This window comes from Clostridium sp. FS41 (assembly GCF_000954015.1).
GTDB lineage: Bacteria > Bacillota > Clostridia > Lachnospirales > Lachnospiraceae > Enterocloster > Enterocloster citroniae.
On the sequence record NZ_JYHN01000025.1, the window covers coordinates 95895 to 113990 of the forward strand.

Below are 18096 nucleotides of genomic sequence, written 5' to 3' on the forward strand. Positions count from 1 at the left end.
GAATGGATTTATTGTTTATGTTTATGGGGGCCCTGTGCCTGGCAGAGGGGATCGATCTGTTCACAGGGAATGATTTCCTCATGTTTGTGGGATCCACGAAGAAAGAAGATTATGATCTGGATAAGGTGTACGGGGCTGAGAAGTGGATCTTCCTCATCGATGCCGCCTGCAGCTTTGGAGTGGGCATGAACCGTCTGCCCAGGCAGGTGGAGATGGCTCTGCTGGTCCTGTTTGCAGCCACCCTGGTGGCCCATGTATATGTTTTCAAAAGTAAAAAATTCCGTAAGGAAAGTTGACAGCAAAAGAGGGCTGCTGCCCCTGAAGTTTGGGGCAGCGGCTTTTTGCAATATTCAGGATGCTGTTTTTTTGCCTGCTAATCTACCTTTGCTTTGTCCAGAGCCGTATTGATGGCGTTTAAAAGTGCGGTAGAGGTATAGCGGGATGCGCTTGGATATGTAAGGTTCTCTGTGGACTGGGTGCTTACAATCTGACTTGCCAGATCATCCAGGGTGGGCTGCATCAGGGGATACATGGTGGTGACAGCTTCACTTAAGGGAACCAGGTCAATGGAGTTAATGCGGTCGGCATCCACGGTTACTTCCACGTTCACATTTTCGCTGCCCAGAGTCAGTGCCGCGCTGTACACGCCGGGGACATAGCTGATGACATTGGCAGAGACAGCAGCGGCGTCCTTTTTGGGGCGGAACATGATGAAACAGAGAGTGATCAAAAGGATAGCAAGGCCTACGAAGATTGCAGTGTAGATGATCTCTTTCATCCGAAGCACCACAATTTTGGTTTTAGAGCTCATAGTCAGGACCTCTAAGATAGTTTGTTAAAGCTTATGATGGTACAGGGGGAAATATGAGAGGAGAGATAAAAAAGTGGCATTACAGTTCATATTAGGAGGGGCCGGATCCGGCAAAACAAGATATCTGTATGAGACAGCCATAAGGGAATCCATGGCCCACCCGGATATACAGTACCTGGTGGTGGTGCCGGAGCAGTTTACCATGCAGACCCAGAAGGAGATCATACGGCTTCACCCCAGGCACGGGGTTATGAATATCGACATCTTAAGCTTTAAGCGTCTGGCCTACAGGGTATTCGAGGACCTGGGGATCCATCTTCCCGTGGTCCTGGATGATATGGGCAAATCCATGGTCATCCGCAAGGTGGCAGGCATAAAGAGAAAAGAGCTTGGCATGTACGGCCACCATCTGGAACAGGCCGGATTTATCAATCAGCTGAAATCCCAGATATCCGAGCTTTACCAGTATGGGATCACTCCTCCCATGCTCAGACAGGTGATGAAGGAGGCTAACAGTCCCCTTCTGGAGCAGAAGCTGGAGGACCTGGAGGTGATCTACAGCGGGTTTAAGGAGTATATTGAAGAGCATTATATCACGGCCGAGGAGATACTGGATATCCTGTGCAGGGAACTTCCCCGCTGGAAGACGCTGCAAGACAGTGTCATACTGCTGGACGGATACACGGGCTTTACACCGGTGCAGTACAGGCTTGTGGAGCTTTTCCTCCTTTATGCCAGGGATGTGCTGTGTTCCGTGACCATTGACCCCAGGGCCAACGCCTATAAGGAGGGGAGCATTCAGCATCTGTTTTACATGGGAAAACATACCGTGTGCCGCCTGGCAGACATGGCGCTGCGTCATGATATAGAAAAAAAGCAGGACGTGGTCTGCGGCAAACGGCCCGGGGTGCGGTTTAAGGACAGCCCGGAGCTGGATTTCCTGGAACAGAACCTGTACCGGTACAATGGAAATTCCTGGAATGATCCGGTGGAGCGCATTGTGCTGTACAGGGGGCAGGGGCCTGCAGGGGAAGCAGCCTATGTGTGCAGCCGCATCCAGGAGATGGTCCAGGAAAAAGGCATGCGTTACCGGGACGCGGCTGTGATCACCGGTGATTTGTCCTCCTATGGAAGGGAGCTGGCTCACCAGTTTGATAATGCCGGTATCCCCTATTTTCTGGATGATAAAAAGAGCATCATGGAGAATCCGCTGGTAGAACTGATCCGGGCAGCCCTGGAAACGGTCAGGGACTTTTCCTATGAAAGTGTGTTCCGGTATCTGAAAACAGGGCTGATCTATTCCAGGAAGGGATGGGATGACCGGGAATTAGATGACGTTCAGAAGTCTGACAATGACCAGGAGTTTGATGGTTCCCGTGACCAGGTAGAACAGATGACAGATCGGCTGGAAAATTATGTAAGAGCCCTGGGCATCCGGGGATGGAAACGCTGGGAATCCCAGTGGGAAAAGCAGTACAGGGGCAGTGAAAAGCTGAATCTAAAGGAGCTGAACGCATACCGCCGGTGGATCCTTGAACCCCTGCGTCCCCTGCGGGAGGCTTTCCAGGAGGAAGGCGCCACGGTTGCATCTGTGACAGCGGCCCTCAGGGAATTTCTGGAGCGCATGGAACTTAAGGAAAAGCTGGAGGATTACAAGGAGTTTTTCCTGGACAGGGGAATGCCCGGAGATGAGAATCTGGCCAGGGAATACGGCCAGGTATATGATATGGTCCTGGAACTGTTTGGACGACTGGAAGGACTTCTGGGCGCAGAGAAGGCGGATCGGAAAAATTATTCCCAGATATTGGATGCCGGCTTTGAGGAGATCAAAGTAGGCGTGATCCCGGCCACCATAGACCAGGTGATGGTGGGGGACATTACAAGAAGCCGCCTGGAGGCAGTGAAGGTACTGTTTTTTGTGGGGGTCAATGAGGGGATCGTACCGCAGAGAAAGAGCGGAGGAAGCCTTCTCTCAGACAGGGACAGGGAGGCGTTTAAGGCATTGGACATGGAACTGGCGCCCACGTCCAGGGAGGATGGATGCATCCAGAAGTTCTATCTCTACCTTATGATGGCCAAGCCGTCCCTGAGCCTTGTTCTCACCTTTGCAGGCATGTCTGCAGACGGCAAAAGCCAGAGGCCTTCCAGCCTGATCGGTGAAGTGGAAAAGCTGTTTCCAAAACTGGAGGCCCTGGATGAGAGCGCTGTGGAGTGGCCGGTGCGTACCGTGCAGGATGGCCGGGAACATCTGATCAGGGGACTGAGGAAGATGCGGGAAGACAAGGAGGGGGGCCAGGGGGAAAACCCGCAGGAACGGACCGGGGAGGAAGCCGCTTTTCTGGAACTGTACAGATATTTTTACTGCTCCAAAGAGCACAGGGAACAGGTAAAACAGCTGGTGGAAGCTGCCTTTTACTCCTATGAGGAGAGGGGGATAGGCAGGGCAGCGGCCAGGGCGCTTTACGGCCAGAGCCTTCAGGGCAGTGTTACCAGGCTGGAACAGTTTGCCTCCTGCGCCTATGCACATTTCCTTAAATACGGCCTGGAACTGATGGAACGCCAGGAGTATGAGCTGGAGGCCGTGGACATGGGAAACCTGTTCCATCAGTCCATTGACCGCTGCTTTGAGGTCATGAAGAACAGCGGACAGGACTGGAGGAATCTGACGGAGGAAGCCAGGAGGAGGCTGGTGCAGGAATGCGTGTCCCAGGTGACGGAGGAATACGGCAACACCATTATGCAGAACTCAGCCCGCAACGCCTATCTGGCCGGAAGGATCGAGCGGATCACGGACAGGACCATCTGGGCCCTGGCAGAGCAGGTAAAAAAAGGCGATTTTGAGCCGGTTGGCTTTGAGGTGTCCTTTTCCTCCATTGACAACCTGAAAGCAATGCGCATCGGATTGTCCGAGGATGAGGAACTGCAGCTTCGGGGGCGCATCGACCGGATGGACCTGTGTGAGGATGAGGAGCATGTGTATGTGAAGATTATTGACTACAAATCAGGCACCACTGCCTTTGACCTGGCAGCGCTGTACTATGGACTCCAGCTTCAGCTGGTGGTCTATATGGACGCGGCCATGGAGATGGAGGAGAGGAATCATCCGGGAAAGGAAGTGGTCCCTGCCGGGATCTTCTATTACCATATCAACGATCCCCTGGCTGACAAGCAGGAGGGAATGACGGCGGAGGAGATTGAAAAGCAGATTCTGCGTCAGCTGAGGATGAACGGTCTGGTGAACAGCCAGCTGGATATTATCAATCATTTGGACAGGGAGATCCGGAAAGAATCAGATGTGATACCGGTCGCCATCAAGGACGGGTATGTGCAGGAGAGCCGGTCATCCGTGGCCAGTACCAGGCGGTTTGAGGATTTAAGGCGGTTTGTGAACCGAAAGCTGAAGGAAGCAGGGCAGGATATCCTTAAGGGGAATGTGGAGCTTAAACCCAGTAAGCAGGCGGACAGGACTGCCTGCGATTACTGTCCTTACCATGCGGTGTGCGGCTTTGACACCAAGACGGCGGGATATGGATACAGGAGACTGAAGGGGTTAAAGCCCGAGGAGATCTGGGCGGAGATATCGCCGGACAGGAAAGAGGAACAGGATGGCAGTGAGATGGACTGAAAAGCAGCAAAAAGTGATTGAAAGCAGGAACCGCAATCTGCTGGTGTCTGCAGCGGCAGGAAGCGGAAAGACGGCGGTCCTTGTGGAGCGCATTATCCGGATGATCAGTGAGGGGGAGCACCCTCTGGATATTGACCAGTTGCTGGTAATGACCTTTACCAACGCAGCCGCGGCAGAGATGCGGGAGCGGATCGGAGCGGCCGTGGAGCAGAAGCTGAAGGAGCGGCCTGAGGACGAGCATTTGTGGCTTCAGGCAGCCCTGATCCCCCAGGCAATGATCACCACCATTGACAGCTTCTGCCTGAATATCATACGGAACCATTTTAACAGTCTGGATATAGATCCCGCTTTCCGTATCGGAGATGAGGGGGAGCTGGCCCTGTTAAAAAGCGATGTTCTGGGGGAAATGCTGGAAGCATGCTATGAGGAAGGCAGGGAGGAATTTGCCGGATTCGTGGAGCATTTTGGACGGGGTAAGTCGGACCGGGGAATCGAGGATGTGATCCTCCAGGCATGGCAGTTCTCCCAGAGCCATCCATGGCCGGGGGAATGGCTGCTCAACTGCAGGGCTGAACTGGAGGAGGGAAACCTGGAGGAAATGGAGCAGAGTCCCTGGATGCAGTTCCTGTTCCAGGACACGGCCCGGCAGATGGAGGAGCTTTCGGCACAGCTTAGGTCCGCCCTTTCAGTGTGCGGGGAAGAGAACGGACCACAGGCATACGAGCCCATGCTGCTCAGTGATGTGGGAAAGCTGGAGGCCATTGAACAGGCTGCGTCCCAGGGGAATTTTGAGGCCCTGTACCAGAGCCTTAAAAACATGAACTTTGACCGCCTGGCATCCATACGCAGCAAGGATATTGACGGGGAAAAGAAAGCGTTTGTCACTGCATGCAGGGACCGGGTGAAAAAGGCAGTGGGAAAATGCAGGGACCTGTACGGAGCCCAGAGCCCGGCGGAGGTGGTGGAGAGCATCCGGGGGACCAAGACAGTCATCGCGGAGCTTTTAAACCTTACGGGAATGTTCGATGAAGCGTACCGGGCAGCCAAACGGGAGCGGAATGTCCTGGACTTTAATGACCTGGAGCATTTGGCTCTGGAGGTGCTGCTGGAGAAGGCGCCGGAGGAGGCGCAGGAGCAGGAAAACAAGGAACGCCGCCCGTCCCCGGCAGCAGATGAGCTGAGCCGCCAGTTTGAGGAGATCCTGGTGGACGAGTACCAGGACAGCAACTATGTTCAGGAGGCCCTGATTACCAGCATATCCAGGGAGCGGTTCGGGCATCCCAATGTGTTTATGGTGGGGGATGTGAAGCAGAGCATTTACAGGTTCCGCCTTGCCAGGCCGGAACTGTTTATGGAAAAATATGGAAGCTATTCAGCGGAGGATGGTCCTTACCAGATGATCGAACTTCAGCAGAATTTCCGAAGCAGGGAATCCGTTCTCACCAGTGTCAATGATATATTTTACCAGATTATGACCAAGAATCTGGGCGGGATCACCTACACAAAGGATACGGCTCTTTATCCCGGAGCATCTTTCCAGGAAGTGGGCGGGGAGAATGTGGATGAAACCCTGAAGCGGAAGGAAGGCATTTCCCTGTCAGCCGGCACGCCCACGGAGCTGCTGATGGTGGATACGGGAGCGGAAGCCTTAAAGCAGCTGGACGAGGATGCCCTGGACTACACTGCCAGGGAACTGGAGGCCAGGATGATCGCAAAGCGCATCCGGGAGCTGGTAAGTGAGGAAAAGGGGCTCCTGGTCTGGGATAAAACAAAGGAGACATACCGCAGGGCACGGCTGGGGGATATGGTCATCCTTCTTCGCAGCATGACCGGCTGGTCCGAGGTGTTTGTAAATGTTCTGATGAACGAGGGCATACCTGCCAGCGCCCAGACCAGGACCGGATATTTTAACACGGTGGAAGTGGAGACCGTGTTGAGTCTGCTGTCCGTGATCGACAATCCTATGCAGGATATACCCCTGGCGGCCGTAATGCGCTCGTCCATTGTGGGAATGGATGATGAAGAGATGGCGTGGATGATGGCAGCCTACAAAAAGAACAGCAAAAAAGGGCAGGACCGGGGTGTTTATGGCGCCTGGACCTTGTGGATGGATGAGGAATGGGAACATCCCGGAACTGTACCTGAAACAGCCGCTGCCTCCATCAGGAAAAAGCTGGCTTATCTGCGGGAGCTTCTCGGTGAGCTGCGCAGTGAGGCCAGACATCTACCCATCCATGAGCTGCTGTACCGTGTGTACAGAAAAAGCGGATATTACGACTATGTATCCGCCATGCCTGCGGGAGAGACCAGAAGGGGAAACCTGGATATGCTGGTGGAAAAGGCAGCTGCCTATGAAGCCACCAGTTATAAGGGGCTGTTCCATTTTGTGCGCTATATTGAGAAGCTGAAAAAATATGATACGGACTTTGGCGAGGCCAGTGTGGCAGGTGAACAGGACCGTACGGTCCGCATTATGAGCATTCATAAGAGTAAGGGACTGGAGTTTCCTGTGGTGTTCCTGGCCGGCATGGGCAAGCGGTTTAATAAACAGGATGCTTACGGCAGGATACTGCTGGATGCGGATCTGGGAGTGGCGGCTGACCATCTGGACCTGGACCTTCGGGTGAAGGCGCCTACCCTCAAGAAACAGGCCCTGAAACGGCGTATGGAACTGGAGACCATGGGTGAGGAGCTGAGAGTCCTGTACGTGGCCATGACCAGGGCAAAGGAAAAGCTGATCATGACAGCTTCGGACAAGTCCCTTGAAAATAAATGCTCCAAATGGAAGGACTCCATGGCAGTGGGGGGACAGATTCCCTATACGGTGCTGGCCACAGCCGGTTCCTATCTGGACTGGGTCCTTATGGCCTGCCCTGCCGTGCCAAAGTCCCACTTGGAAGTGACCTGTGTCCAGGTTAGGGAGCTGATCGGAGAGGAGGTCGGCCGCCAGGTTATGAGGCGGATGACCAAGGAGGATCTGCTGGCCGTGGATAGCGCCAGGATATACGACAAAGAGGCGGGGGAAAAACTGGAACAGGCAGTGAACTACAGATATCCCCATATGGATGATACCGGGCTGTATGCCATGATTTCCGTGTCCGAACTTAAAAAGCAGAGCCAGATCGGACGGGCCCCGGAGGCAATCGGCACATCCGGCACGGACACGGAGGGCGCTGTGCTGGAAGCGCTGGCAGAGCCGGAAAGGGAGATGTCCGGTTCATCCGGCAGGGGAGCACTCAGGGGAACCGCTTATCACGCCGCCCTGGAACACATTTCCTTTATCCATATCCAAAGCCTGGAGGAGACGGAGCAGGCCCTGGAGGCGCTGGTGGAAAAGGGATACCTGGATCAGGAGTCCAGGGAACTGATCAACGGGCGGGATATATGGGCCTTTCTCAAAAGCCCGCTGGGAAAACGTATGGCAAAAGCACAGGAAGAGGGAAGGATCCACAAGGAGCAGCAGTTTATCATCGGTATCCCGGCCAGGGAAATGGACCGGGGGGATTCAGATGAACTGGTGCTGATCCAGGGGATCATCGATGCCTACCTGGATGAACCGGACGGACTGGTGCTGATCGATTATAAGACGGACCGGGTTCCGGGAAATGACAGGGAGCAGGGGGCGGCTATGCTGGCTGAGCGCTACCGGGTCCAGCTGGATTACTATGAGCGGGCTTTGACCCAGCTGACCGGGAAAAGGGTGAAGGAGCGTATGATCTACTCCCTGGCTCTTCAGCGCAGTATCAAAGTATAGACAGAAAGAAGGTTATGATATGAATCAAAGGAAAACGATCAAAACAGTGTCGCTTATTGGGCTGGGGGCCATCGGATGCTTTTTTGCATCCCACCTACAGGGAATCTTAGGGGACAGACTCAGGATTATTGCCGGGGGAAGCAGAAAGGACAGGCTGGAGCGGGATGGCGTAACTGTAAACGGCGTCAATTACCGTTTCCATCTGGTGTCCCCGGAGGAGGACTGCAATGGTGATTATCCGGATCTGGCCATTATCATCACAAAATTTACGGGCCTTAACCAGGCAATCCAGGATATAAAGAACCAGATTGGGCCAAAGACCCTTATTATGGCCCCCCTAAACGGGGTGGAGGCCGAGGATATGGTGGCCGCTGTTTACGGATGGGATAACCTGCTTTATTCCCTTGCAAAGGTGAGCGTGGTCATGAAGGATGGGCAGGCTGTCTTTGACCCTAAGGTTGCCAGGATCGAATTTGGAGAGCGGAGAAATGAAACCATTTCCCCAAGGGTCCAGTCAGTGAAGGATCTGCTGGAAGCCGCGGGCATCTGCGCCATTGTCCCAAAGGATATGGAACGGGCCATCTGGTATAAATACATGTGCAATGTCAGCGAGAACCAGAGTGCAGCCGTGTTGGGAATCCCTTTTGGGGCCTGGAGTGTGAGCGCGGACGCTAACTTTATCCGGGAGGCCCTGATGCGGGAGGTGGTGGCCGTGGCCGGCAAAAAGGGAGTCAGGCTGACGGAGGAGGACATGGAAAAACAGGCAGAGCGCCTTGCCGTGGTACCTCCTAAGAATAAGCCGTCCACCCTTCAGGACATTGAAGCAGGGCGCAGGACAGAGGTGGAAATGTTTGGCGGCGCCATGATACGCATGGGACGGGAGCTGGGAGTCCCCACCCCTTATAATGAACTGTTTTATCATGCCATCAAGGTGCTGGAGCAAAAGAATGAGGGGCTCTTTTAAGGGAGGAAAGATGTACATGGACCAGAATCCATTGACTGCGGTCATAAAAGACCAGACATGGCGGGCGCTGTGGGAAGTGAAAAATGTGATCGACTGTGTGCCGGATGAACTGTGGGACAAAACATACTGTGCCATGCCGTGCTGGAAGCATATCTATCACATGCTCCATTCTCTGGACCTATGGCTCATCAACCCCCGCGACCGGATGTACCAGGAACCAGAGATACATGAGAAGGATCTGAACAACCTGGATGTGATATCAGAGAAGCGGATCTCAAGGGCAGAGATGGATGGATATGTTGGGGATATCGACAAAAAGATAAGGAACTATATTCTGGATCTGAAAGATGCACAGCTATTGGATCATCCGCCGGATTGTGAGTATGACAGGTTTACGCTGTTGCTGGCACAGTTCAGACATCTGCACAGCCATATGGGTATGATCATGGGATTTATCATTGACGATACGGGATTGTGGCCCAGGGTGCTGGGATTGGAGCATCCCATCCCGGAGGGGGAGTACAGTCAATATGTATCCTAAAAACGGACCGGTGCCTGACGCGTGATCAGGCACCGGTCCGTCCTCCATGGTCTTAGATCGCCACAGGGATCTTGGACTCAAAGGTGTGATACTGGTAATCCTCCAGACGGAAGCTGGAGGTGGTAAACTGGTAAAAATCAGTGATGGAAGTATCCATTGCCAGAGTGGGGCCGGGATAGGGCTCTCTTTTTAACAGTTCCTCCACCATGGGAATATGCCGGTCATAGATATGGGCATCCGCGATCACATGGACCAGCTCTCCGGCCTTAAGGCCGCTTACCTGGGCAAACATGTGGAGCAGCACGGCGTACTGGCACACATTCCAGCTGTTGGCCGTAAGCATGTCCTGGGAACGCTGGTTCAGTATTCCGTTCAGCGTGTGGCCGGACACATTAAATGTCATGCTGTAGGCACATGGGTAGAGGTTCATCTCGTGCAGGTCGTGGTGGTTGTAGATATTGGACATGATCCGCCTGCTTAAAGGGTTGTGCTTTAAGTCATAAAGGATGCGGTCCACCTGGTCGAAGTCCCCCTCCTTATAGCGATGCTTCACTCCCAGCTGGTATCCGTATGCCTTGCCGATGGAACCGTTCTCATCAGCCCAGGAATCCCATATATGGCTGTTCAGGTCGTGGATGTTGTTGGATTTCTTCTGCCATATCCAGAGCAGCTCGTCCACTGCTGATTTAAAAGCCGTACGCCTTAAGGTGATCACGGGAAATTCACCTGACAGATCGTAACGGTTAACAATTCCAAAACGCTTGATGGTATGGGCAGGAGCGCCGTCCTCCCACACGGGGCGGACCTGGTAGTCCGTATCCCATACACCATGGTCTAAAATATCCCTGCAATTCTGTATAAATATCTGGTCTGCATAACTCATGTACATTACTCCTTATGTCAAATATGAACCTATTATAGCAGAGGTTATACGGATTAGAAAGAGAAAATCTTTCTTTCTGCAAGGTTTCATGCTATAATTCTTTTGTTTGGACCAATGACAGTAAATACTGCAACCAAAGACAGGAGGTCTTACATGAACTTGATCGTGGCAGTGGATGAAGCATGGGGAATCGGCAGGGACGGAGGACTTTTGACCCATCTGCCGGGAGATATGAAATATTTTCGGGAAACCACCCGGGGAAAGATCGTGGTGATGGGAAGAAAAACCCTGGAAAGCTTTCCTGACGCAAAACCTCTTAAGAACCGGGTCAACATTGTGCTGACCCAGAACCGGGATTACTGCCCTGAGGGAGTGACTGTATGTCATGATGTAAATGAAACCCTTGAGACATTAAAGCAGTATCCGGAGGAGGATATATTCATCATAGGAGGAGGAATGATCTACGGGGAATTTCTTCCATACTGTAAAAAGGCATATGTCACCTGTATCCACGGTATTTTCCAGGCAGATACAAAGTTTGTGGATCTGGACCGGGAAAAGGACTGGGAGTGGGAGCGTGTGGGTGAAATGCAGGAGTATAACGGCCTGGCCTATGAATTCAGGATCTATACAAGGAGGCAGCAGGAATGAATCTGATCGTAGCAGCTGACAGGCACTGGGCCATTGGAAAAGACGGACGGGTCCTGGTGACCATTCCGGCGGACCAGCAGACGCTGATGAGGGAGACCGCAGGCAAGGTGGTGGTTATGGGGCGCAAGACCTTGGAAAGCCTGCCCGGAGGACAGCCCCTGGGAAACAGAAAGAATCTGGTGCTGACCCGGGATGAGGATTATAAGATCAAAGGTGCCCATGTGTGCCATTCCTTGGAGGAAGCCATGGAATGGCTTCAGGCTTTTGACACCAATGATATCTATATCATAGGCGGACAGAGCATCTATGAACAGTTTCTGCCCTACGCAGACACCGTACATGTAACCCGCATTGACTACACCTATGACGCGGACACATTTTTCAAAAATCTGGAAAATGATGGGGATTGGGGAATGACGGATGAGGGGGATGAACAGACATATTTTGACCTTTGTTACACCTTTCAGAAGTTCCAACGGATAAAATAACAAAAAAATTGTATATTACGACTAAAATCTAAAAAATATTTAGGAATTTTAGAAAAAGCAGTTGTAACATGATGCAGAAAATGATAATATAAAGCTTGTGCAGCTGTAAATTCTCACAAGCAGATTGGGGGAATCCATATGAAAGCAGATGGAACACTATTTACACTGGAAAATGATGAACTTTTGGTCACCGTGGCCAGACACGGGGCGGAACTCACCAGGATTTTTGATAAGAAGGCCGGGAGAGATGTACTTTGGGGCGCTGACCCTGCTGTTTGGGACCGCCATGCGCCTGTGCTTTTTCCTTTTGTGGGAAAGTGCTATGAAGGCCGATATATTTATGAAGAAAAAGAATATCAGATGCCGACCCAGCATGGATTTGCCAGGGACATGGAATTTGAACCGGTCCTGTGTGATCTGGATGAGTGCTGGTTTAAGCTTAAGGATACGCCGGAAACATTTGAAAAATATCCCTTCCATTTTGAACTGGAGATCGGGCACAGGCTGGAAGGCCGCACCATCACTGTGATGTGGAAGGTGACAAACCTGGATTCCGGGGAAATGCTGTTTATGATGGGCGGACACCCTGCATTTCAGGTGCCGGAGGGGCGTAGCATCTACGATTACACCTTTGAGTTTAACCGGGAAGGATGCAGGAAAGGACAGTTTCAGGAGGAACTTCACTATCTTGCCCCCACCAGTGGGGGATATGAGTCGGAGGAACTGGCGGGAACCCTTTCGCTTCAGGACGGCCGGGTGGAACTGACAAAGGGGTTTTTCGATACAGCCCTCACCTATATGTTTGATGATGCACAGGTCAGCAGTGTGAGCCTGTTATTGGACGGCAGGCCCTATGTGACCATGGGGTGCGATGACTTTCCTTATTTGGCAGTCTGGACCATAGAGGATCCCCACCCCTTTGTCTGCCTGGAGCCATGGTATGGGATCTGCGCGTCAGAAGGGTATAAGGGAGAGTTAAAAGACAGGAAAGGTATCATTTCCCTGCCTGGATGGGAATCATGGAGTAAGAGCTATACCATTCAAGTGGGCTAATTATAAATTACTATTTATAACAAATCAGGAGGAGAACCATGTATAAGATTGTTAAGGCAGAATGCCTGGCAGACAAGATCTATCTGATGGACGTGGAAGCACCGCGTGTAGCCAGAGCCTGCCAGCCGGGTGAATTTGTGATCGTTAAGATGGATGAGGCAGGAGAGAGGATTCCCCTTACCATCTGTGATTTCAACAGGGAGAAAGGGCTTGTCACCATTGTATTCCAGACAGTAGGCGCTTCCACCGAGCGCATGGCAGGCTTAAAAGCCGGGGATTATTTCCAGGATTTCGTGGGACCTCTGGGCCAGCCTTCCGAGTTCGTAAAGGAAGACCTGGAAGAAGTAAAGAAAAGACGCTACCTCTTTGTGGCCGGCGGCGTTGGTTCTGCTCCTGTTTATCCACAGGTTAAGTGGATGAAGGAAAACGGCATTGACGTGGATGTCATTGAAGGCTCCAAGACAAAGGACCTGCTTATACTGGAAGATGAATTAAGGGCAGTGGCAGGCAATCTGTACATAACAACAGACGATGGTTCCTATGAGCGCAAAGGCATGGTTACTGAGGTCATCAAGGACCTGGTTGAAAATGAAGGAAAGAAATATGATGTGTGCGTGGCCATCGGTCCCATGATCATGATGAAATTCGTATGCAAGCTTACCAAGGAATTAGGCATTCCCACCATTGTCAGCCTGAACCCCATCATGGTGGATGGAACCGGCATGTGCGGCGCCTGCCGCGTCAGCGTGGGCGGAGAAGTAAAGTTCGCATGCGTGGACGGTCCTGAGTTTGACGGCCATTTGGTGGATTTTGACCAGGCCATGAAACGCCAGCTGATGTATAAGACAGAGGAAGGCAGGGCGCTCTTAAGACTGAAGGAAGGCGCAACACACCACGGCGGATGCGGAAATTGCGGAGGTGAGGAATAATGGACGTATTAAAGAAGATACCGGTAAGGGAGCAGGACCCACAGGAAAGAGCAACTAATTTTAAGGAAGTGTGTCTGGGATACAACCAGGAAGAGGCGCAGGAAGAGGCACAGCGCTGCATCAACTGTAAGAATGCCAAGTGCATCCAGGGATGTCCGGTTGCCATCAATATTCCCAAGTTCATCTCAGAAGTAAAGGAAGGAAAATTCGAGGATGCAGCCAATACCATAGCAGAGTCCAGCGCCCTTCCCGCTGTGTGCGGACGTGTGTGCCCCCAGGAGAGCCAGTGTGAAGGAAAATGTATCCGCGGCATCAAGGGAGAGCCTATTTCCATCGGAAAGCTGGAGCGTTTTGTGGCTGACTGGTCCAGGGAGCATGGATTTGTACCGGCAAAGCCGGATAAGACCAACGGCATGAAGGTGGCTGTCATCGGTTCCGGCCCGGCAGGGCTTACCTGTGCAGGAGACCTGGCCAAGATGGGATATGAGGTGACCATTTTTGAGGCGCTCCATGAGCCGGGCGGCGTGCTTACCTACGGTATTCCTGAATTCCGTCTGCCTAAATCAGGAGTGGTACAGCCTGAGATCGATAATGTAAGAAAACTGGGCGTAAAAATAGAGACCAATGTAATCATAGGAAAGTCCGTGACCATTGATGAGCTGATGGATGAGGAAGGCTTTAAGGCCGTATTCATCGGTTCCGGCGCAGGGCTTCCCAAGTTCATGGGAATCCCGGGAGAGAATGCCAGCGGCGTATTCTCAGCCAATGAATACCTTACAAGAAGCAACCTGATGAAAGCATTCAGGGATGACTACGATACCCCGATCTATCTGGGAAAAAGGGTAGCAGTGGTAGGAGGCGGAAACGTGGCCATGGATGCTGCCAGAACAGCCCTGCGTCTGGGTGCAGAAGTACATATCGTATACAGGAGAAGCGAGGCGGAGCTTCCGGCCCGAGTGGAGGAAGTGCACCATGCAAAGGAAGAAGGGATCATCTTTAACCTTCTGACCAATCCTGTGGAGATCCTTACAGATGACAACGGATGGGTAAAAGGCATGGTAGTGCGTAAGATGGAACTGGGTGAGCCCGATGCATCAGGCCGCCGCAGGCCGGTGGAGATAGCCGGCTCCGACTATACCATTGACGTGGACGCAGTGATCATGTCCCTTGGAACCTCCCCCAACCCGCTGATAAGCTCCACCACAGAGGGACTTGAGACCAACCGCTGGAAATGCATTATAGCGGATGAGTCCAATGGAAAGACCACCAAGGAAGGCGTATATGCAGGCGGAGACGCCGTGACAGGTGCCGCCACAGTTATCCTCGCAATGGAGGCAGGCCGTGCAGGCGCAAGGGGAATTGATGAGTTCCTTCACGGAAGTAAATAAACAAAGAGATAGTCAAAAAGTGGACTGGCAAAGGATTTTCCTTTGACGGAAGGAAAAAGAACCGGTATCCGGGTGCTGCGAAGGCGCCTGTGTACCGGTTTTTTGTGCTATGGGAAAGGGGATGGAGGATGTTGTGGAAAGGAAAAGTTTTAACAGGTCTTGACTTGTCAATTACATATGTGCTATTCTATATTCAATCTCACAGAGTTCTCTGTGTCAGCTTCTTCAGAACAGGTTTGTTCTGGTTGATTGGCCGAATCGGCCGGTTTTCACGTATTAAATTTTGATTAGGTTATAATGATTGGGTTGAAGATTTAATTCCGTGTATTTTATGTCATATAGTTTACTTTGTTAATCTTTCTCTGTGTATCTAAGTTTATGTATCTAAGTTTATGCATCTAAGTTTATGTGTCTAAGTTTATGTGTCTAACTCCATGTGTTAAATTTTATCCAATCATTTTTAGTATGTTAATGAGTACGGTATCATCCGTTTTCACATCGGATGTCCTGTCAGTTACATTTATTTTATATATGGCATAACTGAAATGGAGGTGGTTTTAAAGGCTGTAATGGTTTGGGAAGCAGATGATTTCTTGTAAGAATGTAAGGGAGATTGGGGAGAGCGAATATGCAATTAAAAGGATTAGGGATGATTGTATTAATGACGGCAATGTTGACCAACTCAATTGTTTATGCCGGAAGTCTGATTTCAGATGGGACAGGGGGTGGTGCATTGAGGAAGGTGAGGGAAAATGTGTCAAAATCCAGTCCATCTGAGGCCAGCCCGTCAGAAGCCAGCCCGTCAGAAGCAACTCCATCCGAACCGCAGGTTCGGATGGGAACGCCGGTGGTGGAAATTGATTTTGAGTCTGCAGAACCTGAGGATGTGCCCAGTTGGTATACAAAAATAAAAGGGCGTTTACTGGGGGAAGGACCCACTATGAATTTGAAGACAGGTATGGAAATATCCAGCACAGAATCTATGGATATTATGACGAGGAAACAGATGCAGAGTGGTACGAATGTGATGAAAGGGGAAGGGTTACAAATGAAAGCCAGTGGATCGATCTGTTGTGGGAGGACTGGGTGCTGGCTCCTTTGCGGTGGGAGAGCGCAGAGGTGGGTATTGATATAACATGTGAGCTTTCCTGCCAGCTTTATGGGGTGGATGATCATATTGTCAACTCCATGGACTTTGAAGTCGTGGATTCGGAACTGGGGGAAAACTATGACGGCACTTTTTATGATGTGTGGTGGCTGGGGGAGGATCTGCTAAAACATAATTCGCCTGTCCGATATTTTATATATGGCCGTGCTGTTAATGCAGAGATGGAAGACAAGTGGCTGGAATGTACGGAATCAGGAGTGATAATAGACAAAGTAAACATGCTGAAGCCGTCCCAAGTGCCGTCATGGTATATAAAAGGCAGCCGCGGGACAGTGGATCTTTACTTTTTTGTGGACCGTACCGGATGTCCCCAATACCGGATATACACAGTCTCCTCAGGCATTATGGGCTGGTATGCCTGTGATGAGAAGGGAAATCTCTCGGATTCCCGGGCTGTTGATATACAGAGTGAGGATATGGTACTGGCACCCTACCGTTACAAAAGTGCGGGGATCACAGACAGTGAACTGCAGACATTTCTATATGGAGAGAATATAGAAGTACAACAAAATGGAAGAATTGGTTCAGAAGTTTTGTCTGGGTCTAATTATGATAATACCAGGTACGATTTTCTGCATATTTATGGAAATGTACAGGAGGGATCGGATTCTGACAGCTATTATCTTTATGGTACCATTGTCAACAGTGAGATAGATAAAGCGGACCTTGACCCATGCTGGTATCGGTGCGATGAGCAGGGGAAGGTGCTTGGCAATGCATTGAATTATAAGTATCCGGATCCTGGCATTATGCCGTTGTCCCTCAGCCGTGGAGCGGATGTGACGGCAGTTGAAAAAACATTGGCAGGGAGCAGTAATGTTACGATATTTACGGCTTCCGACATACCCAACGGCGGACGGCTGATCATTGACTGCGGTCTGGCGAAGAAATATGGCAATCAGGTGGCGATCAATGATTATCTGGGGGCAAGTAATAGCAAACACAAGGTGATCATTTTTTACAAAGCAGATAAAGCCTGGACCAATCTGCAATATTACCACGAGACCTGGGCAGAAGGCCATAAATGGGTCTATGCCCCTATTGATGAGAATGCATATTGGTATGCCGGTTCTAAGATGAATCTCAGTTCCCACTGGAGCTGGAGCATATCAGAGGTAAATGCCGGAGGATATTATTATGACAGCGATTCTGAGGGGAGTACCTGGTCCCCTATTCCTATGAAAACAGACTACTTTACAATGGTACGCCAGCATACATATGGGGACTGGTCAATTGTAAAGGCAGCCACATGCACTGAGACGGGATTAAAGAAAAGGACATGCGCAGGCTGCGGGACTGCTGAGACACAGGTAACGTCAGCATTGGGACATTTATGGGAAAATAATTATTATACCGGAGCGGACAATGGGACTTATTACAAGAGATGTGTACGGAACGGGTGCAATTCCAAAACAGATGTTAAAAATAATCCATATACAGTGACATTCCTGTCTAACAATGGGGAAGAAAAGACAGAAGTCCAAGACTTTGTTTACAACATCACTCAGCCCCTAAAGGCGAATAATTTCAAAAAGGATCACCACAGCTTTATAAATTGGTCTGAGCAGCCGGACGGAAGAGGAGCAGTGTACTATGATAAGGAATCAGTAAATAATTTGACGCCTGTCTATTCCGGCAATCTGCAGCTGTATGCGCAATGGCAGCCTGATCAATATGATATTACATACCATGACGGTTTGGACGGCACTCAAAATATAACAAAAGCTCTCTCGTATACCTTGAATTTAGGAGAACTCCCTGTTTTTACAAGGCCGGGATATACCCAGATTGGATTTGGCACGGATCGTACCGGGGGCTAGAAGATTACAGAGGAAACCGCA

13 protein-coding genes are annotated in these 18096 nt (G+C 51.0%); 11 read left to right on the forward strand and 2 right to left on the reverse strand.

Annotated elements, in window-relative coordinates:
* Positions 1–2: 2 nt before the first annotated feature.
* Positions 3–296 (forward strand): hypothetical protein, encoded by a 294-nt coding sequence (locus tag CLFS41_RS03570; RefSeq protein WP_040417322.1) that lies wholly within the window; start codon positions 3–5, stop codon positions 294–296.
* A 77-nt stretch (positions 297–373) separates the two neighbouring features.
* On the opposite strand, the gene CLFS41_RS03575 is transcribed toward CLFS41_RS03570, so the two are convergent.
* Complete coding sequence (locus CLFS41_RS03575) at positions 374–811, reverse strand: hypothetical protein (RefSeq protein ID WP_007868952.1); 438 nt, start codon at positions 809–811, stop codon at positions 374–376.
* A 73-nt stretch (positions 812–884) separates the two neighbouring features.
* On the opposite strand from CLFS41_RS03575, the gene addB reads away from it, so the two are divergent.
* The 4 genes from addB to CLFS41_RS03595 are packed head-to-tail and all read left to right on the forward strand — an operon-like array spanning position 885 to position 9695.
* Complete coding sequence (addB, locus tag CLFS41_RS03580; RefSeq protein ID WP_045091474.1) at positions 885–4436, forward strand: helicase-exonuclease AddAB subunit AddB; 3552 nt, start codon at positions 885–887, stop codon at positions 4434–4436.
* Positions 4417–8190, forward strand: coding sequence for a helicase-exonuclease AddAB subunit AddA (gene addA / locus CLFS41_RS03585; RefSeq protein ID WP_045091475.1), 3774 nt, complete (start codon positions 4417–4419; stop codon positions 8188–8190). Before addB ends, addA begins: the two co-directional genes overlap by 20 nt.
* Before the next feature lie 19 nt (positions 8191–8209).
* The gene (locus CLFS41_RS03590; RefSeq protein WP_045091476.1) at positions 8210–9154 is read left to right on the forward strand and encodes a ketopantoate reductase family protein; all 945 of its coding nucleotides are present in this window, start codon (positions 8210–8212) and stop codon (positions 9152–9154) included.
* Between the two features lie 16 nt (positions 9155–9170).
* The gene (locus CLFS41_RS03595) at positions 9171–9695 is read left to right on the forward strand and encodes a hypothetical protein (protein WP_007868944.1); all 525 of its coding nucleotides are present in this window, start codon (positions 9171–9173) and stop codon (positions 9693–9695) included.
* A gap of 52 nt (positions 9696–9747) precedes the next feature.
* Here CLFS41_RS03595 and thyA read toward each other — a convergent pair whose 3' ends face one another.
* Positions 9748–10578, reverse strand: coding sequence for a thymidylate synthase (gene thyA, locus CLFS41_RS03600; protein ID WP_045091477.1), 831 nt, complete (start codon positions 10576–10578; stop codon positions 9748–9750).
* A gap of 153 nt (positions 10579–10731) precedes the next feature.
* Between thyA and CLFS41_RS03605 the strand changes: the two genes are divergently transcribed.
* The 6 genes from CLFS41_RS03605 (at position 10732) to CLFS41_RS28880 (ending at position 18075) form a co-directional block, all read left to right on the forward strand.
* Entirely contained in the window at positions 10732–11229 is a 498-nt protein-coding gene (locus CLFS41_RS03605) for a dihydrofolate reductase (protein ID WP_007868932.1), read from the forward strand.
* Positions 11226–11717 (forward strand): dihydrofolate reductase, encoded by a 492-nt coding sequence (locus CLFS41_RS03610; RefSeq protein WP_045091478.1) that lies wholly within the window; start codon positions 11226–11228, stop codon positions 11715–11717. Before CLFS41_RS03605 ends, CLFS41_RS03610 begins: the two co-directional genes overlap by 4 nt.
* Before the next feature lie 138 nt (positions 11718–11855).
* Entirely contained in the window at positions 11856–12770 is a 915-nt protein-coding gene (locus CLFS41_RS03615; protein WP_045091479.1) for an aldose 1-epimerase family protein, read from the forward strand.
* 38 nt (positions 12771–12808) lie between these two features.
* Positions 12809–13699, forward strand: coding sequence for a sulfide/dihydroorotate dehydrogenase-like FAD/NAD-binding protein (locus CLFS41_RS03620; protein WP_007868924.1), 891 nt, complete (start codon positions 12809–12811; stop codon positions 13697–13699).
* Positions 13699–15087 (forward strand): NADPH-dependent glutamate synthase, encoded by a 1389-nt coding sequence (gene gltA / locus CLFS41_RS03625; RefSeq protein WP_045091480.1) that lies wholly within the window; start codon positions 13699–13701, stop codon positions 15085–15087. Before CLFS41_RS03620 ends, gltA begins: the two co-directional genes overlap by 1 nt.
* Positions 15088–15981: 894 nt before the next feature.
* The gene (locus CLFS41_RS28880) at positions 15982–18075 is read left to right on the forward strand and encodes an InlB B-repeat-containing protein (protein ID WP_052665601.1); all 2094 of its coding nucleotides are present in this window, start codon (positions 15982–15984) and stop codon (positions 18073–18075) included.
* Positions 18076–18096: the final 21 nt, after the last annotated feature.